The sequence below is a fragment of the Priestia sp. BR_2 genome, from assembly GCF_041954005.1.
Lineage (GTDB): Bacteria > Bacillota > Bacilli > Paenibacillales > Paenibacillaceae > Paenibacillus_AQ > Paenibacillus_AQ lautus_A.
Window position 1 is genome coordinate 51,336 of the sequence record NZ_JAVFHM010000305.1, and the last position, 21,533, is coordinate 72,868.

A 21,533-nucleotide genomic window follows, 5' to 3' on the forward strand; every position below is an offset into this window, starting at 1 on the left:
AAAATTGCGCCCCCCGAACGAAATATCGTTCCCCTTCCTGACCGGGACACAAAAAAAGGCATGAACAGCAGCCTCAGTAGCTGACATTCATGCCTTCCTTCTTGCCGATGATGTTCTGCCCCAAGCCGATTCTCTGATCGCCGCGGCTTTCATCATCCTTGTTACTAACGTATATCAAACGGTTTCCCCGTTATTCCTGTTTGTCTTCCTCGCGCTGTTCCTGTTTGCTCTCGTGTTCCTGCTGGTATTTCTCACGCATTAGCTTCTGCATGATGAATTTTTCCTGATCGTTCAAGCCGCCTTGGTTCTCCTGAATGATCATGTTGTCAATGTTTCGCTTCAGTACCTCGGTTTGCGTGTTCAATACATTTCACTCCTTTGAATTTTGCGTCCCTTATGCTGCGAAATCATTCTGACCCAGAATGTAAGGGTACACGTATTACTAACCATTCTCCTTCCAATGAAACAGAAATAGACGGATTCACCATAAAATCCGAAGGTAGCTTCAAGAAGAATTAGTGTTTGCCCAGCGCTTTCTCTAGGTATTAGCTGCTATTTGCGCTCGATCTGAATCCCCTTAGCAAGAGATTTCTGTTGTTTATTGGTATTAACTAGCTGCGGCAGGCTTCTCGTTTCCTTGACCATAGGGGAATGACACAAATGGCATACCGGTTCCGTGTCGAACGCAAAATCGTCCCGCATCCACCCTTTGCAGTCTTCCTTCGTGCATGCCCACACTTCCGTTATTTCCTCAGGAATACTCTCCATCGAGTTTTTACGCGAATACATGAACGCTCCTCCTTATTCTCGTCTTAGAAAATAGAAACGCCGTATAAAAGAAAACTGCCCTTAATGTCGCACATTAAGGGCAGTCTTCAATTGTAATTACAATTTAACAACGTTCTCAGCTTGTGGTCCACGGTTTCCTTCAACGATGTTGAATTCAACGCGTTGGCCTTCGTCAAGCGTTTTGAAGCCGTCGCCTTGGATCGCGCTGAAGTGAACGAATACATCGTTTCCGCCTTCAACTTCGATGAAACCAAAGCCCTTTTCAGCATTAAACCATTTAACAGTTCCTGTTTGCATGGGGGAATCCTCCTTGATATATATTTACATGACCTTTTTTCTTCGCAGACGGAATAAAAAAATTCACATATTGCACAAGGTTACCAGAAATGACAACCCTCTACAATATGTGAATTCAGGTCGATTTCGATATTCATATCTTAACACATTTGAATGACGATAGCAAATACCTAAGCAAAAGATTCTGCGGAAAAATTAAAGTTGTCTTCTTCGGCATCATTCCGATTAAGCACAAGCAGGCATATATAACTCCCGGCATATACCGGGAGTTATATATGGAGTAGGAATTATGCCAGTAACACCGCTACTTCCGCAATTCCTCAAGCGTTTCCTTCCACCGTTCCAATGCTTGATCCGGCTCGTGCAGCTGAAACCTGATAGCCGACGTAATATCCGCATACTTCGCGATATCCTCGCGAACGGCGACTACCTCGGCATCGAAACGCTGCCGCGGATGCCGGGCATCGGGCAGATCAGGAAGCGCCTGGAGGCGCAGCCGAACATAATGAGCCGCACCATCATGAATGGCTACCAAGGTTGCCTGTCCGGACCGAAGGAGATTGCCTGTCGTAACCGTTCCCTGCCATAATGCAATCCGAATCCGGTTCCGGTCCAAGGCCAGAACCTCCCCTACGCTAAGCATGGCCGTATTCGGCCATCCATCTTCCGTTACGCTCAATAGCAGCATCGCTTCGTACTGCTTCGACTCCAGATCGGAGCCGTCCAGCCATTGGCACAATCCTTCTGATATTGCCGCCTGTTCCTTCACAGCACCATCTCTCCTCACCTTATCCATTTAACGCGCTTTTGGTAAATTCCAGCCAATCCAGCTCGATGCGGCCCTTATTCACCATGAAGACCAGATCCACGGGGCCTTCCTCAATCGGCATCCCCCCGGCCAGCCTATGAACATGCCACTGTCCTTCGCCCGGGCCCGACGACAAGGAGATGGCTTCAGGCTCCCGATCCCCGACCTGCAGCATGATATCCACCGTACCTTCCGGAATCAGGGCCCGAACATCCAGATGAAAGATGCCTGCGCCAGCGCAAAGCGCATCATAAGCAAGCCAATCGCCCTCCCGGAGCTGCACGCATACCAGGTTATCCTCTGCCCACGGCTTGCCGCCTTCCGAAGCGTAGCTCGGCTTCTCCGCCTTGCCCGTCATCATCCGCATCGGAACGCCGTCAGAAATGCGGAAGCCGATATCCTGGCTGGCCTTCGTCTCGACATGATACGAAACGCCCTCGCCCCGATACCCGTAAAACTCCGCCGGAATCTGAATGGGCAGCCGACGCAGCAGCGACCGGGCTACGTTCGGGTAGGCATCGCAGGCTTCCAGCGGAAGACGGTCCAGGTATTCGCCAAGAATCGCTTCCGCTTCGGCTGGAGACGGCTTCGCACCGCCTTCCAGGTAACCCGTCAGCTTATCCCACCCTTCCGGCATGCGAATCGAGAACGGCGAATTCCGGGTGTTCATCTTCTTCCAGGTCCAGAAGTTCCAGGATATGTTATGGTCCTCGAACATCCGGAAGGCCCCCGTATACCACTGCGGGTTGTTCTCCCCGCCTTCTCCCATGAAGATCGGCACATTCCACTCCTCGCGCAGATCGATATACTTCTGAATGCTCTCCGTGTCGGGATTGTTCCAATATTTATGGAACTGCAGCATCAGGTTATCATCGAATTTATCGTCAAAAATACTCCAGTCCGTAGACCAGTGCACACCTTCCAGAATGATCATATGACGCTTGTCCACTTCGCGTATGGCCGCGGTGATTTCCTTATACAGCGGCATCACCCGGTCATTGTACTCGCTGAACCAGTCGGGCAGCGGTTCGTTAAGCAGGTCGTAACCGGCAACGATCCACTCGTCTTTATATCGTTCCGCCAGCATACGCCACAGCGCCACGGTCCGCTCCGCGTTCAGCCGATCCGTGAACAGCTCCGGCAAATCCCGCTCGGAATCGTCGATATTGGCGCCAGTCTGCCCGCCGGGCGCGCCATGCAAATCCAGAATAACATACAGCGAATACGTCCTGCACCAATCGATCACCCGATCGATGAGCCTCAGATGGCCTTCATGATAGGCAAACGGCGGATGCTGCCCTTCCTCCATGATAAACCTGGCATTGATCGGCACCCGGATGGAATTGAAGCCTTCCGCTGCGATCTGCCGGATATCGGCTTCCGAGATATACCGATCATAATAGGTCTCCCAGAATGCGGCCGCCTTCTCCTCGCCGATCAGTTCCCTGATCATGCCTTCGATGCGCCGCGGGCGGTCTCCCTGCTCCGGCATCTTCCACATGTAGCCTTCCGGCAGCAGCCAGCTACCAAGCCCGACCCCCTGCAGCAGAATTTCCTGCCCGTCCCCATTCACCACGCGTTTGCCGTCCGCCTTAACGAAACCGCTTACCAAAGGATTTCTGCTATCATTCATATTGGCATTCCCTCGCTTCCATGTCTGTAACGAATGTAATTGACCTGTACCATCTCAACGACAACATTCCACCCATAGGCCAAACATCAAACAAAATATAACATGTCATGCAGGGCAATAAGCCTCATTCCGAAAATCAGGGAATCATCCTGAAATATCGGCCGCCGGCCAATAGAAAAAGGCGCTCTCCTCCTATCGAAGATAACGCCTTTCCAATAATCCAAAATTAGGATGACACCTCCGTCACTGGCTTGACCGGAACCGAAGGAATGGATGCTTTTCCCTTCCGCAAGCTGCCCGGCAGCTTACCGAAGAAGATCCAGGTCCAGCCTCCCAGGCGGCTAATGCCGTAGACCGCTATATACGAAACCGCGACCGCGCTGACAAGCCCGCCGGCATACCACGCAAGCAGCAGCCAGGAGTTCTCCGTCCGCGGAGGAAAGTCCCGGTAAAAGAGCAGCACCAGCGGATGCACCAGATAAACGCCGAAGGAATACACCCCGAGCCGTCTGAACCCGTTCAACCACCAAGCGCTCTTATTCCCGAACAGCAGCGCGACCTGGAGCATAACCAGGGCGGTGGTTAACGTATGCACATTCCAAAAGGCATCGTAAAGCAGCGGGTGATATTCCGTCCCCAGCAGCCGCTGATTGTATCGAAGGCCGATATGTGCCAGCGCGGCGCCCAGCCATACCGCCCAGAGCAAGATCCAGCCCAGCTTGCGCAGCGCCGGTCTTGCAGCCTGCTGCGCTGAAGTCAGCCAGTTCTTAACCCGGTCATAGTAGATACCTATCCATGCCCCGAGAAAATAATACGACAGAAACGACAGCGACCAACTGTTCCGGTTCGTTACGTCCCACCAGGCATCATTGCCGATGTAGAACAACCACTGCAGTACAATGCCGACCAGCACGCAGACCGCCGCGAAGCCGCGGAATCGCTTGAGCAGCATCAATACGAGCGGGAACAGCACGTAGAACTGAATGTTAATGAAAATGAAATACAAGTGCGTGTAGGATTTTCCCGTCGCCAGCTTGGGCCAGAAGCTCTCCAGCATCGCCGCCAGATCGGACTCGCCCCCGCGATGATACCAGGCCACCGTAAAGAACAAAACCGAGAACAGCACATACGGCACCAGGATATACATCAGCCGGTTTTTGAAGAAGCGCCCAAGGTCACGGCCCTTGAACGGGCGGTGATAATAGTTATAGAACAGCACGAAGCTGCTCAGAAATATGAAGGTCGTCGTTCCAACCTTCGAAAATATGTTCAGGAAGTTATACAAGCCAAAAAAATCGTCCCCGCGCATCTGAACTGTGGCGAACGACGTCGCATGCACCATCAGCACGCCCATCATCGCAAAGCCCCGAACCAGGTCGATTTCGGTTAATTTTGCACGTTTCTCCATGTTGCCTCCTTCATAAGATTACGCCCCCTATTATATCTCACTCCCCACCGCTTGGATACTAAATTTTCCTAAAAGTGGCATGGAACAAGCTCCCTTTGCCATACCAGTGTAAAAAGGGCCTGGCACCCAAACAGGACAATAGCTTACATGCATGCAGGCGTCCAATTCGAAGTGAATAGGAGGGGATTTCTACTGATTGAATTTAGCCGCGTCAACAAATTTTTCGGAACCTTCCATGTTCTGAAAGAAATCGACCTGACCATTTCCCAGGGGGAAGTCGTTGTCATCGTTGGACCTTCCGGCTCCGGCAAGAGCACGCTCCTGCGCTGCATCAATCGGCTTGAAAGCATTACGGATGGCGAGCTCGTCGTGAATGGCGTCAAGCTGCATGACAGAAAGATCGACATCAATACATTCAGGCGGGATATCGGGATGGTCTTCCAGCACTTTAACCTGTATCCGCACAAAAAGGTGATCGACAACATCATTCTCGCGCCCATGAAGGTGCTGGGAATGTCGAAAGCGGAGGCGACGGAAAAAGCGATGACGTACCTGCAGCGGGTCGGGATCGCGGACAAAGCGAACAGTTACCCTTCCCAGCTCTCGGGCGGCCAGCAGCAGCGGGTCGCGATTGCCCGCGGATTGACGATGAATCCGAAGATCATGCTGTTTGACGAACCGACGTCCGCGCTTGACCCGGAGATGATCGGCGAGGTGCTCGATGTTATGCGCTCGCTCGCCCACCAAGGCATGACCATGGCCGTCGTTACGCATGAGATGGGCTTCGCGCGCGAAGCCGCGGACCGGATCGTCTTTATGGACGAAGGTCGGATCATCGAGGACGCCCCGGCTGCCGAGTTCTTCAATCAGCCGAAGGAAGAAAGAGCGCGGGCGTTTCTGAGCCGCCTGCTGCATCACTAGCCGGTGACCCTTCGGATATGGCAGTACGGACGAAGATGGAACTTCGCCAATGCTGCTCCTTCGGGGCCTTACGCATGAAGAGAAAATAACTTTTTTAAGGGGGAAGCGAAAGATATGAAGAGAAGATTTACGGGGACCTTCAGGTGGAGCGCGGCCCTGCTGGCGCTCGTCATCATGCTGATCGCATCCGGATGCGGGGGGGCCGGCAGCACGGACACCCTGGAGGCGATCAAAAAACGGGGCAAGCTGGTGGCCGGCGTGAAATATGATACGAAGCTGTTCGGACTGCAGGACCCGGCCACTGGCAATGTAGAGGGCTTCGATATCGACATCGCCAAAGCGCTCGCCAAAAAAATTCTCGGCGACGAGACCAAGGTCGAGCTGAAGGAGGTCACCTCCAAGACCCGGATCGACATGCTGAAGAACGGGGACATCGACATCATTATTGCCACGATGACCATTACGGAGGAACGCAAGGAACAGGTGGATTTCAGCGATGTCTATTTTGAGGCCGGCCAATCCCTGCTGGTGAAGAAGGGCAGCCCGATCACGGGTCTGGAAAGCCTGAACAAGGATACGAAGGTGCTCACGGTAAAAGGCTCCACGTCCGCGCAAAATATCCGCGAGAAAGCGCCTGACGCGGTTATTCTCGAATTCGAGAATTATCAGGATGCCTTCACCGCGCTCAAAGCCGGACAGGGGGATGCCCTGACCACCGACAATTCCATCCTGCTCGGCATGCAGCAGCAGGACCCGAGCTTCGAGCTGGTCGGCGGCAACTTTACCGATGAGCCGTACGGCATGGCGATCAAGAAAGGAAACCCGGAATTCGTGAAGACCGTCAACGAGCTGTTGAAGGAGCTGAAGGACAGCGGCGAATACGACAAACTGTATGAGCAATGGATGGGCGTAAAGCCGGAATAACCGCCGCAAGACTTGGCCTGGCCGGGCCGAAGGAGGCTTGCCCCTAACCGGGAGCCATCACGGTTTCCTCCCAGAATGGCCCGGCCTTCATTCGACCGGCCGAACGATCATCATCCCCATTGGAGGTGAAGCCTTGTGACCTTGTGGGATTTCAACATTCTGGTCGAGCATTGGGATCAATTCATGGCCGGCCTGGGCCAGACCATTCTCGCCAGCCTGCTGGGACTGATCGGCAGCTTGGTGCTGGGCACCTTCATCGCCATTATGCGGATTGCTCCATTCCGCGTCTTGAAGGCGATCGGCACCATTTATGTCGAGTTTATCCGCAATATCCCGCTCCTCGTGGTTGTCTTTTTCTTTTTCCTGGGCCTGCCCGCCCTCGGCATACCGGTCGACCCGTTCACCTCGGGCACGCTCGGGCTGATGGTGTATACGGCTGCCTTCATCGCCGAAGCCATTCGGGCAGGCATTCAGGCGGTACCGTCAGGGCAGTCGGAAGCGGCTCGCTCCTCCGGGCTGAGTTATATCCAGAATATGCGCTACATCATTCTTCCGCAGGCGGTCAAAATCGTACTGCCGGCCATCGGCAACCAATTGATCAACCTGGTCAAAAACTCCTCGGTCCTGGGCGTTATCGCCGGTCTCGACCTGATGTATTATGCCGATCTCATAAACCTGAGCACCTTCAAAGGCATACCCGTCTATACGTTTGTAGCCCTGTTCTACCTGCTTCTGACCGTTCCGCTCAGTCTCGCGGTCCACTATATGGAGCGACGATTCGCGAGAAGCAATTGATGTTACGTTCGAAGTTTGCCTAATATACAGGAGGTGGCATGAGATGGATTTTATCGGTGCATACTCCTGGCCAAACCTGCGATATCTCCTTCAAGGCTTTTGGATCACGGTGCAGGTTGCCGGCTTATCCATTATATTCAGCTTCATCATCGGAACCGTGCTCGGGACCGTGAGGTATACGAAGACCCCCTTCCTGTCGAGGACCACGGCTTTTTTGGTGGATATTATCCGCAATCTGCCGCTGCTGCTGATCATATTCTTCATCGGCATGGTGCTGCCCCAGACCGGGATTCGAATCCCGACCTTCTGGGCGGCTGTTGTCGGACTGAGCATTTTTGAAGGGGCCATGATCGCCGAGATCGTCCGCAGCGGCCTCGTATCGGTGGATAAAGGCCAAATCGAAGCGGCCCGGGCCTCGGGCCTCTCTTATATGCAGACACTGCGGCACGTCATTCTTCCGCTGGCGCTGCGCCGGATGTCCCCGCCCATGGTGAGCCAGTTCATCTCGCTCATTAAAGACACGTCGCTCGCCGTGATCATTTCGCTGCCTGAGCTGATGCGCAACGTGCAAATCCTAAGCGGTTCCAGCTATTCCTATGTCATCCCGGCCCTTGTCTTCGCATCCTTGCTGTACTTTACGCTGAATTATCTGCTGTCCATCATCGCCAAGCGGCTGGAAGCAAGGCAGATATAGCCCCTGCTAAGCGTTTGGCAACTTTCTGCATGGACTGCCACCATCATGTTACAAAAAGGGCGCCTGCCCGCCATACGCGTGTACGTCCAATCTGCTCCGCAGCCAATTATGGCTTGCGGGGTATTTGCCGTTTCTGCAGCATCCAGCCCCCTGCGCATTCTAAACCAGGCTCTCCCCCTCCCATCCATTCTTGGGCAAGCACCTGCAACAATGGCGATACTCTCCTCGTCTAAATACATAATCATCCCGAAAGGAGACGCCGATATGAAAAAAGGCTTTCTCGCCATGATGGCTCTTTCCCTTACGATTGGACTATGGCTTGGCACAGATCACTCCACGGCATCCGCCTTGTCATGCGCGGAGCCTCGCAAGGTTACCGAGGAGTTAAAAACCTCGGATGCGGTATTCAGGGGCACGTTGGCCTCATCCCACCCTAAAGCCGATATATCCAAAAGCAAATATGTATTCCAGGTTTCCGAGTGGTGGAAGGGAGAATCGGATGCCCCTGCCGTTACCCTATATTCCAATGGCTGGGAATCCTTTGAAACAGGCAAGGAATATATCGTGTTCGCCGACAAAAGCGGGCAAAAGCTCAAACCCCATCTATGCGGGAATACAGGTCCTTCCTCATCCGTTGAAGTAACTTCCCTGGGAGAAGGCATCCAGCCCGAGAAGCCCGCTTCATCAGCCGAAAGCCCAAGGCCGGGCGGCATTCTGGCAGGTTTGATTGAACTCATTCGTTTCCTGCAGGGCAAATATTAATCCTGCCGGCAACCGGCGTTCTGCTTAAGGCTGCCTGAAAGCACCTGCCCGCTCACGCGAAAAAAATACAACCATTCTCCATGTCATCCGTATAACACGTAAAAGAACTGCGTTTTACACGACAGGAGGATGAGAAATGATCAAACGATTATTGCTGATTTCACTTGTACTGGGAGTTCTCTCCGGATGTTCCTTGGTGGACAGCGTGAACAATTCCTTGGATTATACGAAGGAAGCAACGACCTTTATCAATGAAGCTTCCCAATTTGCCGAGTCCATCCCGGAGCTCGCCCAGCAGGCAGCCACTAATACGGATGCCAAGGAAACGCTGACCCAGCAACTCGAAGCGATGAAAACCCGGATCTCGGAGTTTAACGGCATCGAGGCCCCTGCCTTTGCGCAGACGATCCATGAACAGCTGGTCGGATTAAACGACACGCTGCTGACCGACATCAACGGTTATATGGATCAAATCCAGAACGGAGTGACCGACTTCCAGAATTCCAACATCGTTCAAACCGTCAATAAAATTAACGAAACGATGGATATGCTCCAAAATCTCCAGCCATAATCATGCAATTCCTTGCCGACAGCATAGCAGCCCTGCTCTTCAGGAGCAGGGCTGCTATGCTTGCTTCGTTATGTATGTGTTTCGTTCCTCACTCAAAAAAGGATTCCAGATTGGCGGTAAGCGTCTGCTTTACGACATAACGCGTCCCGTCTTGGCTTGGGGCCATAATCCAGGATGTCCCTTGATAGCCTGCTTCATCCCGAGGGTCCCAGGCCACAATGAACTGCCAACCGTCGCCGAAGCGTTCATCGTATTCTTGGCTGTAACCGTCTGCGATATTCTCGCGCGAAACCGATTCGATGGACATATGCTGAACGCTTTCAAAAGATTTCATCCATTCCGTAAATTCCACCATGTCCCGGTCATACTGACCTGAGAAATATCCCTCGCCCCCGCCCGATATCGCGTGAAAGGTTTCTGCATCCTCCGCCTGCGCTGCCTGATACAGCAAGGAAACGGTCTGCACCGGGTTCCATACGGGCTGCTTCGCTTTCGCGGCAAAGAATGCCCTGTCTTCAGCGGTATGCTGGATTTCTACCGCGATAAGCTCTTCCATCGTCGCTTCCCTTCCAAGCTCGTAAGCCCCCGGATAAACCGTGGATTGCTCCACCACTTTAAGCCCATCCGCGAACGCCGTCACAAACCACAGATTCTGATCGCCCTGGCTGAGCTCCTCCAGTACGATTTCGGCCTGGCTCCCGTACGTAAGGGATAATAACCGGCTGCTTACCTCATCCAGCCCTTCTTTATCAAACACCTTGAAGCGTTCCGCTCTCACTTCACGTTTGCCCGCCTCTTCGAACAGCACCTTCAGCATGGCGGGGGACATTCGGACGCTCGGAATGTCGGCATGACGGAAATACGAAGCGGAATCGTTAGCCTGAAGCGATTCGTACATGTCGAGAACCGCTTTGACGGGATCGCGATTAGACTCTCCCTTCGGCTGCTCAGCCTCTTGCTTGACCTGGCGATGGTCCGGATCTTCCTGCGGGAATGCCGTACGCAAACTCTCCTTAGCCGCCGACGGCATTTCCGCTGGTTTCGCGGCTTCCCCTGCTCCCGGTGCGGTGACAGTCGATGGCGCTGTCTGAACGGCTATCGGCGCCTCCTTCGCGCAAGCTGTCAGCATCATCATGATGACGGCCAGAACCACGAGCTGTCCATTCCGCCGATATGGCCGCTTCCCCCTTTTCATTTCGTTCACCCCCGTTATATAACGAAAAACCGGTATAACACCGACACCGACCTCTTTATATTCATCATCGTCATTATGGAGTGGAATGTTTATCATGGACATAAAAAAAGCTCCCGCCAGGTTTAAAAACCTGTTCGAGAGCTTCTGTTCCTATCTTGCATCCCTTAAAATCGGTTATAGCTCACAAATTCCAATACCGGCTTGCGGTAGCCGCGGGGACGCGGTTTGCGCGCATCCTCCTTGCCGATCGCGATCAGCATGGCGGGCACATAAGCGTCCGGAATGTTCAGTTCCTTCTGCAGGGCATCGGGGTCAAATCCGATCATCGGGCAGGTATCCCATCCCTTGTCCTTGGCCACCATCATCAATAACATCGCGGATAGGCTGGCATTCCGAATGGCTTCATCCCTCATAAAGGTTTCTCCGCCCGCTTCATAAAAGCTCGTGACCGATTCAACCGTCATGTCATATTCAAGCTTGTCGATCACGCCCAAATTCAGAAAGCCCTCGTTCATTCTTCCGATATCCTCGTAGGCCTGCTTATTCCCCAGCACCACGATGACGGCCGACGCGGTGAGTATCTTATGCTGCTTGTTGGCGGCTTCGTAAACTGTGTGCTTGATATCGGGATCCTTAACCACCACATAGTGCGTATGCTGTAAATTAAAAGCCGAAGGAGCATATTTAACCTCATTAAAGATATCGTTCAAATCCTGATCCGGGATTTCAATCCCTTCCATAAACAGATTAGCCGACCTCCGGCTCTTAATTAATGCTGTCAGATCACTCATATCTGCACGCCCCCATCATGATTAGTTAAAGATTACCGCATCGAGCGAATATGCGCCTGCACCCGTGAGTGCCAATGCAACGGCCACTGCGATCAACAGCAAATTATACTCGTATCCATTCGCTGTGGACCAATACCCGTTCCGGCCATGCACCTTCACGATTGCGCCCAGCATCGTCAGCGTGATCAGCGCTGCGCCGAGCACCGTGAGAAATCCGGCTGCCAGCAGCAGCCCGCCAACCAGCTCCATCAGACCTGACAACACCGCGATCGCAACGCCGGGCTTAATGCCCACCGATTCCATCCAGCCGCCGGTCCCTTTCGGCCCGTAACCGCCAAACCACCCAAACAGCTTCTGCGCGCCGTGCGCCATGAACGATAACCCAACCACCAAACGAAGTATCAACAATCCAATATCTATAGCCATTTTATACGCCTCCATATTCATGTTCATTATTTATAGAAATTCATCGACACGATCCATCGATATCTTAATATAAAGATATATAGGTGTAGAATGATTAACCTGGTTTACTTCGCTAACGTTTATGCACTTTATACTTACTCCTTTCAATCGACTAACTTTTATATAGTCACTTAACTTAATATTAAGATATATGATGCGGGCTCTCCTGTCAACCGTTATTTTTAAATACACGCTCAAAAAAAAGACCCGCCAAGTGGCGGATCCCCTGAATATATGAGCGGCTGCCGCGATGGAGCCTCATTACGACGGCCGATTACTCGGCCAGCTTCTTGATTTCACTGTCGGTCAGCGCCTTGCTGTACATCCGCACCTCATCCAAGCTTCCGTTAAAGTAAGGATCGGCCGCGAACCGGCTTTTCCCTAAATAAGCTTCCGTTGTCAGCAGCCCGCTTGGATTCAGCTTCATGTGATCGCCCGAGGCAACCATTTGTCCGTTCACGTATAATTTGCCCGTATCCCCCTGAAGGGTCACGGCTATATGCGTCCACGCATTCACCGGAAGCGGCGCGCTGCCAAGGAGGCTCTGGTCTCCGCCGCTGCCGTGAATCGTAAACTGAAGGACGCCGGCGTGCTGGGATGGCGTCAGGAACATATGCCTGGCAAGCCCGCTGCCGGCATCCAGCACCCGCTGCCACGGGGCTCCTCCCTTCCAGTATACCCAGGCCGCAAAGGTGAAGTCCTCTGTATCGGTGACCCGATTCGGCAGTTCAATATAGCCGTCCGAGCCGTTAAAGTCCATGCCGCCTCCCTGCCGGCTCTTCTCATTCCACCGGACTCCGCCAAGGACCTTTCCATGAAATCCGTTTTCCGAGACGTCGAACGCCGCGCCTTCTTTATTCTCGCTGAACGGATAGCTCAGCAGAAGCGGCCCTGCCGACTGCTGCAGCACGGTTACGTCAAACGCTTTGGCAGCCTTTGCTTTACCGCTCGTAATCTGAGCGGTCAGCGTAACCCTCGCGTCCCCCGCCCCGGCAGCAGGACGATTCAGCTTTCCCTCCGCCGATATGACTTCGGGATGAGAGGAGGTCCAGCGAATGACGGCGCCTCCGGAAGCCTCGGACGGCAAAGCCAGATCGTAGAAAACTTCGCTCACATCCCCGAGGGAAAGGTCTCTCTTCACGGCATCCACGAGTTCCCTGTCGCTGCGATCAAGCTGACGCGCGCCCCACACCGCGGTACCGTCCGCCGAAAGGGCCGTAAAGGTCATCGTCTGCCGCTTCGCTTCGGGGTCCCATTGCGGAGTCATTACGCCTTTATAACGCTTTCCATCCAGCGTAAGCGTCACATCCCGCTTTCCGCTGATCTTCCAAGCCCCCTCGGCTGCACCTGTTACTTTGCCGTTCTTATGAAGCTCGATCGGCACCGATTCTTTGACGACGGACGAAATATCTTTCCCGTGTTGGATCAGCTTATAGTCTCCGTCCGCATCTTTCGGCGTGATTTTCTTAGCCTCCTTGGCCTCCTCGCCTGCATAACGGTATGGAGCCGATACCGGCCAGCCGTCCTGATTCATATACAACTCATGCACCCGGATCTCATGCTCTTCCCCGCGCTGCGGGAAGCGGCTGTGAAAAATAAGGAATGTTCGTTTGCTCCTCTCATCGTAATAGACGGAGTTATGGCCAGGCGACACGGCCCCGGTGCCGATCCCCGTTCCCGGATCGCCGACCAGGCGCTTGAACAAGTAGTTCCCCATCAGCTTCACGCCATACGGCTCAATCGAACGGTCGTCAAAAAGCGGAAGGGAAGGATCGGCCTTCACCTCTCTCATATCGTTGCCCTCCGCATCGTAGAAAGGACCATCCGGGTTTTTGGATCGGACCACCCGCATATTGTAGCCGCCAACCGCATCCAACCCCCCGTACGACAGGTATAGGTAGTAATAGTCCGTGGCCGGGTGATAAACCATGTAAGGCCCTTCGATCCGGCTGTGATTGCCTCCCAGCAGCTTCTTCCCGTATCCTTGCCCAGGCAGCGGTTTTCCGGTCTTGGGATCCATCTCCATAATGAAAATGCCGCCGGAATAGGAGCCGTATACCATCCACAGCTGGCCGTTCTTATCGAAGAACACATCCGGATCGACGACATTCGGGTGCTTTGTTGCATCGTAGATGGTTCCATCCTCACTGATCTCGTCCCACATGCCGGATTTCAGAATGATGCCGGTGTCCTTATACGGGCCTTCGATTCGATCGGCAACGGCGATCCCCATGGCGGATCGCGGGGAATCCCCTTTGCAGGCGTTATAGTACATATAGAATTTACCGTCTGCCAGCTGAATCACGTCGGCCGCCCACAATGTGTCGCTTTGCGCCCATTCCAGCGTTTCTCTCAATTCCTCCGTTACGTTCGGAATCAGCGGATTGCCGGTCGCGACCCCGGACGCGACCATGTCCCAGCTCATCAAGTCCTTCGATTTGGCCGCGGCCAGATGGGAACCGAACACATAGTAGGTATCCCCTGTTTTGATCACGGACGGATCGTGCACGGAAGCCTCCCGGAAGACCGGTGCCTTCTCCCCCTTCTTCAGCGGAGCCGCTTCCGCGTACACGTCAGGAACGCCGGCCGCAGGTCCTTGGCCTGCCGTACTTAAGCCTCCTGCCATTAACATTGCGGCAATTCCTGCGGCAGCCGTCTTACGCAGCATGTTCTTGTTCATACGATTCTCCCTCGCCTCGATTTTTTGTAAACCCTTTCATAAATAAAAAAACAAGATGTCCATTATGGCGATACCTCTGGCTGTTTAATTTAGTATAATATAAAACATTTTATATTTGATAAGATATTAACACTGAGCCTTATGAAATATCAATGCTAATTCTTCATGTTTTTCTCCATAAATTAATTAATGGTAGGAAAGACCCAAAAAAACCTGATCCAACACGGATCAGGTTTTTGTTTTATGTTTATATAAAGTTAAAGGGCGTTATGCGTTAATATGTCCACCAATTTCCCGACATGACCATCATCGAGAACAGCTTGATGCTCTCCTCATAATATCCCTCTGCCGATGCGTTCGCCGTATAATTCCATACCGAATTCAGCCAGCTCTGGTGACTGGACGAAGTCATCGCGCTTACGCCGAACGGTGCATAGAACGCTCCGCTGTTATAAGTCACCAGCGCGGTCCCGTTCAGATTATACCCTGCCTTGATATTGGCAGGATTGCTGTTTGCAGCCGACTTAATGAACGTGTTCATTTTATTCAATTGATTCAGCGCGCGCGTATCGCCGGTCATCAGATAGTCGGTCGTAATCCGCCATGGAGTCCGGGCCGAGTTGTAGTAATATTTTCCGTCGTTCGCCCCCTCCAGGAATCCCGCTGCCGCTGGCTGATAATTGCCGCCCGACATGACGACGAAATCCGGAAGCAAACCGGTATTGGAGCTGTAACCGTTATAGATGGAGTTGATGATCGTATAGGTTTTGTTAATGACGTTATCCCAACGGGCATCGCCGGTAGCCGCACGGAACGCCTTCATATGGTTCAGCATGAAATCCGATGGCCGCGTGGCGGTATTGTAGTTGCCGCTGGTAGCCCAATCGCCCAAACGCAGCGTCCATTGCGACTGATTGACGTCATTGCTCATGATGGCATTGATGATATCCTTCGCGGCCTGCAGGTAATTGATCGATCCGCTGCTTCCCCACTGCTTGTCCGCAAGCAGGAGTGCGTAAGCAATATCCATATCGCCGTCCGTTGCCGAGTTGGCCCCCTCTATATTCTGGAAGCTGCTGTTCTGTTTCCACGCCATCAGATACGGATTGTTATCACTCGGATGCGCCTTGTAATAGCGATATAACCCATCGAAATACGACTGCGCATTACTGTCGTATCCCGCCATCAGAACGGTGAAAATCATTCCGTAACCGTGAGCCTCGGATACCGTCTCGCCCGCGGAATTGTATTTGACGTAATATTGCCCGGTTGCAGCCGGCTTCAGAAAAGACCCTTTCCAGCTGTTCCATTTGCTCTTGACCGCATTGTCCATCGCGGTCTGCGTTACGTTGTTCGGCTTAATCGAACCGCTCGTATAGGACGTATGCTGGGGAAAGGGCTTGTTGGCCGCCAGGGACAACCCGGCCGGCAAGATCAGCAGAACAGCGCAGAAAAGCGCCGCCGACTTACGGATAATCGAATTTCGGAATACTTTCATCAACGTTTCGCTCCTTTGGTTTTCGGATTGGAAAGCCATGACCGCTACAGCCTGGTAAACCGGTTTCGGTATAAACCACCACCCTTCCCATGATCGATGGAAACGAGGAGACTGCCCGTATGTAAAGTACCACGAAGTAAGCTGATGCCCGATATGCAACTGCCTCCATATATAAAGAGGTAGGATCCATATCTACTACAAGTATAATAGAATTGTATATTATTGTAAATTAATAGTTTGCCGGTCATGATTCGTCTACCAGCACGAATAGCCGTCTTTCCGCAAGCAGTATCCCACTGCCCGGAAAGACGGCTATCGTTATTTCGGTAGGCATTCCCCTTATTTCCGACAAGACGTCAAACGGCATGAACGGACGGCCATGACCGTTCGATCCCCTGTTCCGTCAATCGCCGCTGAAAAGCTTCCAAGTGGTCCGGGGTATTCCGTACTTCCCGCGGCTTCAGTCCATGCTCTATGCAGTAAGCGGCTAAAAAACCGGCTGCCTCGCCGATGTTCCATTCCACAGGATGCAGACGATAACACCCATTCGTGATATGCGTCGTGCCGATATTCTTGCAGGCTGCCAGCACATTGGCTACCCGTACCGGAATCAGGCTCCCCATCGGAATTTGGAAGGGCAGGCTCGAAATATCGATATACGTCCGCAATCCCGTGCTTGGATGCAGATCGATACGGTAGCAGCCGATGCCAACGGAATCGTGGAACGTCTCCGCCCGCCCGTCCGGACGGCATTCGGCGGCAATATGCTGCTCCTTCACGGTAAATTCGGCGCGGATCCGGCGGGATTCACGGATATAAGGGGCTTTTGCCAAGCCATCTTTCGTTCCCATCACGTCCGGCCGAAGCCGGAGTCCGGGATACCCCTTTCCTCCATCGGGCCGCGGGGCTTCCGTCTGCATCCAATAGAGCAGGGACAAACTCAGCTGCCTGGATTCCTCCAAATGCCGTTCCCGCTCTTCCGGGCCGACATCGATAATGGAGCCGAGCCAATAATCGTTCTGCGGCCAGTTCACGACCGTGACGCTGCTGTCAAACAACCCGCCTTCGAAATGCTTCGGATTCAGGATCTGCCGGTATTTCCACAGGGAAAACGATCGGCCGTCCGGAAATAAGCTGTAGGTGACCGGCTCCAGCGTATGCGGTACTAGCCCCGTCCAGCTCAGCATGGCATCGGGCCAGAAATCCGCCCGGTAGCTCTTCCAGAAATCGTACCGAATCGGCTTCGGGATGGTATGATCCTCGCCCTCCCGGTAATCCATCGCGAAGCACCAAGTGAAAGCCTGCATGTCCGCCCGGTCCGCCGGACCGGATAATGCATGCGGTTCACCGGTCTCTTCCGCCGACTCGGAACCCGTCACGTATTCGATGCCGGCCAGCGGAAGCAAATCCCCTTCCTCGGTAGCATCGAGGAAAAATGCGCCGGTCAGCTTGACGATGTCGCCGGATCTGCTGTCCCGCAGCCGGACGGATGTTACCTGATCCCCGCCGGACTCCGCTTCCATCAGCGCATGCTCCGTAAGGATCGTTAACCTTCCGCTGTGCACGTAAGGTGCCAGCATCCCCTGCAGCACGGCCAGCGCCGCTCTCGGCTCATGGGCAATGCCGCTGACCAGTGCGCTGCCTGGATTCAGATAACGCTCTTGCCGCGATTCGGCCCGGAGCGGAAATAACTCCTTATAATAATCGCGGATCCGATTCCGGAATTCACGGTAGCTGGCCGTGCAGCCAAACTGCTCGATCCAGGGATGCTCGTCGGGCGGTACGCCCTGACTTGTAATCTGGCCGCCGAGCCAATCGCTCTCTTCGGTCATAATCACGCGTTTTCCCGCCTTCGCCGCCGCAAGCGCAGCGGCACAGCCGCCGAGTCCTCCGCCCAGAATGATGATATCCGCCTCTATATGATTCTGCATATGCACCGCACCTCGATATCGCTGTATTCTAGTCGGCCTTGGCACCAACCGTCTCATGATCGTATTTGAATATCGTTCCGAGCGTCGTTGACCCGGGGCCGTACCGCTCATAAGCCTTGCCCGCCTCATCTACGGGAACCACATGGGAGATCAGCGGTTTGATCGAGATTCTCCCTTCGGCCAGCAAACGAATATATTCCGCAATGTTGCGGCCTTCCGTCCAGCGCACAAAGCCGATCGGATAATCCGTATTGTTGAGTTCATAGCTTGCGTCGTACCGGCCCGGACCGCCGGCCCGCGATATGAGCACCTGCGCTTCCTTGCCAAACATCAGCCCTCTGGAGTAGGTTGTAGACAAATCGCCGACGATGACGATTTTCCCCTTATCCCGAATCCATCCCATTGACGCGTTGATAAGCTCTTCACCGGGACCGCTTGCGCACAGGATGACGCTGTCGGCTCCATGTCCGCCCGTCATCCGCCCAACCTGCTCCTCAAGCTGCTCCTTGTTATCATAAGCATAGGCAATATGCTGCCTCATCCCCTGCACCCGCTCCGGGTTCAGGTCAAATCCCGCAACGGGGCAAGCCGCCGCATGCGCGATCTGGGCAATGATCTGCCCCAGGATGCCCAGCCCGACCACCACGGCCGATTCGCCGAAGCGCAGATCCGCAACCCGCAGGGCATGGATCGCAATCGCTCCCAGCCCCGCAAAAGCGGCTTCCTGCGGATCCACCCCGTCCGGGACGATGGCCGTCAGGTTCGAAGGCACGGTAAGCCACTGGGCATGGCGCACGTAAGGTGCTCCATAGCAGGCCACCCGTTGACCCACGGCAAGCCCCTTCACGCCTTCACCCAAGTCTTCGACGATACCCACCGCGCTGTAACCCATAATGACTTTTTGATCCGAAGCCTTTCGTATAAAGATCATTTCCGTACCCGGACTGACCGCCGAGTATTCGGTGCGAATCCGCACATGACCCGCCGGCAATTCCGCCGGCCTCTCGATATGATCAACGATCACGTTTCCATGAATCGTGGCAACAGCCTTCATATGGACCCTCCTGCTCCACCTTATTTTCCTGATGCTTTCCGATATTCGCTCGGCGAGACGCCGCTGTATTTCTTAAAGGTCGTCGTAAATGTGGAAGAGTTCGAATACCCTGTTTTCTCTCCGATTTCCGCAATGCTGAGGTCCGTGTTCCGCAGATATTCACGCGCATGCGATAATCGGACTTTGTTCAAGTACTCCACGTAATTGACGCCGAATGTTTTCTTGAAATAATTGGAGAAGTATTTCGAGCTGGTATCCAGCACTTCGGCCATATGATCCAAATAGAGGTTCTCCATGTAATGCAGTTCGATGTATTGGGAGATGAATGCGGGATTCAGCTTGCTTCGCGGATCGTGGTTCCGCGTATTGGCCACCACGCGCATCACTTCCATCAGCGCCTTCTGAATCTCTTCATAGGTGAAGGCTTGATCGACCTTGCGGATGAAATCACTCTCCAGCCGGAACAGCTCGTTGCGGTCAACGGACGGCGAATCCGCCTGCTTCATGACGAGGAAGAACATGCTCTTCGCAATATGCACCATCTGATGGTGATGGATGCGAAGATCCGCATTCTGCTGGAAAATATCGCTCACGATCTGCAGTCCCTCATCCACCTTGCCGCTTAGCATGCAGTTGCTCAGCTTCTCGATCTTCTGAAGCGGATAATAAATATCCGGGACGTACCGAATCTGCTCCGCATCGACCATGTCCGTGTCCGCATTCACATTCCGGTACAACCGCCCATCCTTAATATTCCGGTATGCTTCGGAGCAATTGCTGATTTTGGATTCGTACGTTCGGCTAACGCAGCCCCACACCGTGAACGTATCATGATAATCCTCGTTGCACCGCCTAACATACTCCTCGAATTTCCTGACCAGCTTCTTGCGCTCGGACGGCTGATCCAGACCGATTAACGCTAGGAATTTCAGTTCTTCGACATGATAAACCACCACATGTCCATAGCGCTCCTCCAGGCCGCCCCGGATCTGAGACGTCAGCTCTTCCAGGACAAAATCCGACTTGGCCGCCCCCTTGCCGGCAGGCTGCAAATACACGGCCGCCATCATGAAATGCCGGCACTGGAAGAAATGCGTGTAGTGCTTCTGCATCTGCATTTCCTGCTCGCGCGAATGGTGATGGCCGTCCAGCGTTTGCAGGAACACGCTTCGGCGGATATCCTCATCCACCAGATCCATCTGCTTCTTGAGGGATTCGTTCTCCCGCTGCACCTTGACGATGCCGCTCTGGATTTTCACGAAATCATTCCCTCGAAGAGAACTTCCCCCGAGCAGCTGCACGATGTTCTTCACCGGCCGGTACAGATAAATGCTGAGCAGCACCGACAGCATGACGTTTAACGCAATCGCCCCGTACATAATCCACGTATTGGCATCGGTGACGGAATCGATATTTTGAAACTTGTACGGCATTTTATTGATATATATAAATCCGTTATAGTCCGATTTGTAGAAATTGTACTCAAAATCGTCGTGCGTGAGGGAGGCTTCCTGCGACGGGTTAAAGTACACGTCGTTCAGAATGCCCACCAGATCCAGATCCTTCTCGGTGCTCAAGATGACGTTCCGGTTCGCATCCAGCACGATGAGCGAGGCCCCGGGAATCATGGAATTCAAATCGACCCCCTTAAGCAGCCGGTTCACGTTAATCAGGATCATCAGGTTTTTGTTCGACATTCTGACCTTGTTGCCGTCTACGGCAATCATCAGGTTCCGGCCGTACCCGCTGCTCTGATCCGCATAAACCTCCGCTGGAAAAACCGTGAGCTCGTGCTCCGATCGGGTAAACGTCTTCCAGAACATCGAGTTGAACTTCTGGGATTTATACCGCCTGTCAAACAATGCGTCCAGATTGCTGGTTCCGCGTGTCGTAATGGCCAAATCGTGATTGTCGAACGAAATGACCACATCTTCCACGATATCCACGTTGGATACGATGCTGGTGACGCTGTCCTGCAGAGAGATGACTTTCTCCATGTCAAGTTTGCCGTTATCCAGCTGCATCCGGTCCGAAGGAAGCGCATGAATGTTAAAAATCAAATTGTTAATGGAGGAGAAACTGGTATCAAACGACTGAATAATATTTCTGATCACCATCCGGTTGTTCTCGCTCACCTTGTCGTAAATTCCGGTAATGGAATTCTTGTACACGATGTAATTGAATATGAACATGATGCCGATGACCAGTTGCAGAGCGAAGAAAATCTGGAGCAAGCCTCTGTTGGCGATCAATCGATTCATACGGATTCACCTCTCTTGGATGTCATCCCTTCATATTCAACATGATAGCCCCCGGC

Annotated in this window: 20 protein-coding genes; 6 read left to right on the forward strand and 14 right to left on the reverse strand. The window is 53.3% G+C overall.

The features are described 5' to 3' along the window. Positions 1-190: 190 nt before the first annotated feature. The 6 genes from RB298_RS25895 to RB298_RS25920 form a co-directional block, all read right to left on the reverse strand. Positions 191-364, reverse strand: a complete 174-nt coding sequence (locus tag RB298_RS25895; protein ID WP_176502456.1) for a hypothetical protein — start codon at positions 362-364, stop codon at positions 191-193. A 188-nt stretch (positions 365-552) separates the two neighbouring features. Continuing rightward, positions 553-789, reverse strand: coding sequence for a cold-shock protein (locus RB298_RS25900; RefSeq protein WP_012818739.1), 237 nt, complete (start codon positions 787-789; stop codon positions 553-555). Between the two features lie 96 nt (positions 790-885). Further along, positions 886-1,086: a cold-shock protein CspD gene (cspD, locus tag RB298_RS25905; RefSeq protein WP_006207896.1), complete on the reverse strand. Its 201-nt coding sequence runs from the start codon at positions 1,084-1,086 to the stop codon at positions 886-888. Positions 1,087-1,390: 304 nt separating this feature from the next. Beyond that, positions 1,391-1,855, reverse strand: coding sequence for a pyridoxamine 5'-phosphate oxidase family protein (locus RB298_RS25910; RefSeq protein WP_096774707.1), 465 nt, complete (start codon positions 1,853-1,855; stop codon positions 1,391-1,393). A 19-nt stretch (positions 1,856-1,874) separates the two neighbouring features. After that, on the reverse strand, positions 1,875-3,527 hold the full coding sequence (locus RB298_RS25915; RefSeq protein WP_375121217.1) for a glycoside hydrolase family 5 protein: 1,653 nt from the start codon (positions 3,525-3,527) through the stop codon (positions 1,875-1,877). 226 nt (positions 3,528-3,753) lie between these two features. Continuing rightward, positions 3,754-4,935, reverse strand: coding sequence for an acyltransferase (locus tag RB298_RS25920; RefSeq protein WP_375121218.1), 1,182 nt, complete (start codon positions 4,933-4,935; stop codon positions 3,754-3,756). A gap of 147 nt (positions 4,936-5,082) precedes the next feature. Here RB298_RS25920 and RB298_RS25925 point away from each other — a divergent pair, with 147 nt between their 5' ends. From RB298_RS25925 to RB298_RS25950, 6 genes are all read left to right on the forward strand, one after another. Beyond that, positions 5,083-5,856, forward strand: coding sequence for an amino acid ABC transporter ATP-binding protein (locus tag RB298_RS25925; RefSeq protein WP_096774710.1), 774 nt, complete (start codon positions 5,083-5,085; stop codon positions 5,854-5,856). Between the two features lie 114 nt (positions 5,857-5,970). After that, entirely contained in the window at positions 5,971-6,780 is an 810-nt protein-coding gene (locus RB298_RS25930; protein WP_486049226.1) for a transporter substrate-binding domain-containing protein, read from the forward strand. 141 nt (positions 6,781-6,921) lie between these two features. Further along, the gene (locus RB298_RS25935) at positions 6,922-7,575 is read left to right on the forward strand and encodes an amino acid ABC transporter permease (RefSeq protein WP_036664979.1); all 654 of its coding nucleotides are present in this window, start codon (positions 6,922-6,924) and stop codon (positions 7,573-7,575) included. A gap of 43 nt (positions 7,576-7,618) precedes the next feature. After that, the gene (locus RB298_RS25940; RefSeq protein ID WP_009595092.1) at positions 7,619-8,269 is read left to right on the forward strand and encodes an amino acid ABC transporter permease; all 651 of its coding nucleotides are present in this window, start codon (positions 7,619-7,621) and stop codon (positions 8,267-8,269) included. Between the two features lie 264 nt (positions 8,270-8,533). Further along, positions 8,534-9,031, forward strand: a complete 498-nt coding sequence (locus tag RB298_RS25945; protein WP_486049228.1) for a hypothetical protein — start codon at positions 8,534-8,536, stop codon at positions 9,029-9,031. Positions 9,032-9,167: 136 nt separating this feature from the next. Continuing rightward, the gene (locus tag RB298_RS25950) at positions 9,168-9,602 is read left to right on the forward strand and encodes a DUF6376 family protein (protein WP_009595075.1); all 435 of its coding nucleotides are present in this window, start codon (positions 9,168-9,170) and stop codon (positions 9,600-9,602) included. 88 nt (positions 9,603-9,690) lie between these two features. Here the strand turns inward: RB298_RS25950 and RB298_RS25955 are convergent, their stop codons facing one another. The 8 genes from RB298_RS25955 to RB298_RS25990 all read right to left on the reverse strand — a co-directional run bounded on the left by RB298_RS25955 (position 9,691) and on the right by RB298_RS25990 (position 21,477). Then, positions 9,691-10,899, reverse strand: coding sequence for a hypothetical protein (locus tag RB298_RS25955; RefSeq protein ID WP_486049230.1), 1,209 nt, complete (start codon positions 10,897-10,899; stop codon positions 9,691-9,693). Positions 10,900-10,961: 62 nt separating this feature from the next. Next, on the reverse strand, positions 10,962-11,588 hold the full coding sequence (locus RB298_RS25960) for a nitroreductase family protein (RefSeq protein WP_486049232.1): 627 nt from the start codon (positions 11,586-11,588) through the stop codon (positions 10,962-10,964). 21 nt (positions 11,589-11,609) lie between these two features. Continuing rightward, the gene (locus RB298_RS25965) at positions 11,610-12,014 is read right to left on the reverse strand and encodes a DoxX family protein (RefSeq protein WP_090910112.1); all 405 of its coding nucleotides are present in this window, start codon (positions 12,012-12,014) and stop codon (positions 11,610-11,612) included. A gap of 313 nt (positions 12,015-12,327) precedes the next feature. Continuing rightward, entirely contained in the window at positions 12,328-14,733 is a 2,406-nt protein-coding gene (gene abnB, locus RB298_RS25970; RefSeq protein WP_277747693.1) for an arabinan endo-1,5-alpha-L-arabinosidase AbnB, read from the reverse strand. A 274-nt stretch (positions 14,734-15,007) separates the two neighbouring features. Then, complete coding sequence (locus RB298_RS25975; protein WP_096774717.1) at positions 15,008-16,231, reverse strand: family 8 glycosyl hydrolase; 1,224 nt, start codon at positions 16,229-16,231, stop codon at positions 15,008-15,010. Between the two features lie 356 nt (positions 16,232-16,587). Next, the gene (locus RB298_RS25980) at positions 16,588-18,162 is read right to left on the reverse strand and encodes an FAD-dependent oxidoreductase (RefSeq protein ID WP_375121222.1); all 1,575 of its coding nucleotides are present in this window, start codon (positions 18,160-18,162) and stop codon (positions 16,588-16,590) included. A 28-nt stretch (positions 18,163-18,190) separates the two neighbouring features. Further along, positions 18,191-19,216, reverse strand: a complete 1,026-nt coding sequence (locus RB298_RS25985; RefSeq protein ID WP_096774719.1) for a zinc-dependent alcohol dehydrogenase — start codon at positions 19,214-19,216, stop codon at positions 18,191-18,193. 20 nt (positions 19,217-19,236) lie between these two features. Continuing rightward, positions 19,237-21,477 carry a helix-turn-helix domain-containing protein gene (locus RB298_RS25990; protein ID WP_486049235.1) on the reverse strand — a complete coding sequence of 747 codons (2,241 nt, stop codon included), beginning with the start codon at positions 21,475-21,477 and terminating at the stop codon, positions 19,237-19,239. Positions 21,478-21,533: the final 56 nt, after the last annotated feature.

Coding starts and splice junctions, on each gene's coding strand:
- RB298_RS25900 (WP_012818739.1), bottom strand. CDS start 789: ATGTATTCGCGTAAAAACTCGATGGAGAGTATTCCTGAGGAAATAACG.
- cspD (WP_006207896.1), bottom strand. CDS start 1,086: ATGCAAACAGGAACTGTTAAATGGTTTAATGCTGAAAAGGGCTTTGGT.
- RB298_RS25915 (WP_375121217.1), bottom strand. CDS start 3,527: ATGAATGATAGCAGAAATCCTTTGGTAAGCGGTTTCGTTAAGGCGGAC.
- RB298_RS25920 (WP_375121218.1), bottom strand. CDS start 4,935: ATGGAGAAACGTGCAAAATTAACCGAAATCGACCTGGTTCGGGGCTTT.
- RB298_RS25925 (WP_096774710.1), top strand. CDS start 5,083: ATGCATGCAGGCGTCCAATTCGAAGTGAATAGGAGGGGATTTCTACTG.
- RB298_RS25930 (WP_486049226.1), top strand. CDS start 5,971: ATGAAGAGAAGATTTACGGGGACCTTCAGGTGGAGCGCGGCCCTGCTG.
- RB298_RS25940 (WP_009595092.1), top strand. CDS start 7,619: ATGGATTTTATCGGTGCATACTCCTGGCCAAACCTGCGATATCTCCTT.
- RB298_RS25945 (WP_486049228.1), top strand. CDS start 8,534: ATGAAAAAAGGCTTTCTCGCCATGATGGCTCTTTCCCTTACGATTGGA.
- RB298_RS25950 (WP_009595075.1), top strand. CDS start 9,168: ATGATCAAACGATTATTGCTGATTTCACTTGTACTGGGAGTTCTCTCC.
- RB298_RS25955 (WP_486049230.1), bottom strand. CDS start 10,899: ATGTCCATGATAAACATTCCACTCCATAATGACGATGATGAATATAAA.
- RB298_RS25960 (WP_486049232.1), bottom strand. CDS start 11,588: ATGAGTGATCTGACAGCATTAATTAAGAGCCGGAGGTCGGCTAATCTG.
- RB298_RS25965 (WP_090910112.1), bottom strand. CDS start 12,014: ATGGCTATAGATATTGGATTGTTGATACTTCGTTTGGTGGTTGGGTTA.
- abnB (WP_277747693.1), bottom strand. CDS start 14,733: ATGAACAAGAACATGCTGCGTAAGACGGCTGCCGCAGGAATTGCCGCA.
- RB298_RS25975 (WP_096774717.1), bottom strand. CDS start 16,231: ATGAAAGTATTCCGAAATTCGATTATCCGTAAGTCGGCGGCGCTTTTC.
- RB298_RS25980 (WP_375121222.1), bottom strand. CDS start 18,162: ATGCAGAATCATATAGAGGCGGATATCATCATTCTGGGCGGAGGACTC.
- RB298_RS25985 (WP_096774719.1), bottom strand. CDS start 19,216: ATGAAGGCTGTTGCCACGATTCATGGAAACGTGATCGTTGATCATATC.
- RB298_RS25990 (WP_486049235.1), bottom strand. CDS start 21,477: ATGAATCGATTGATCGCCAACAGAGGCTTGCTCCAGATTTTCTTCGCT.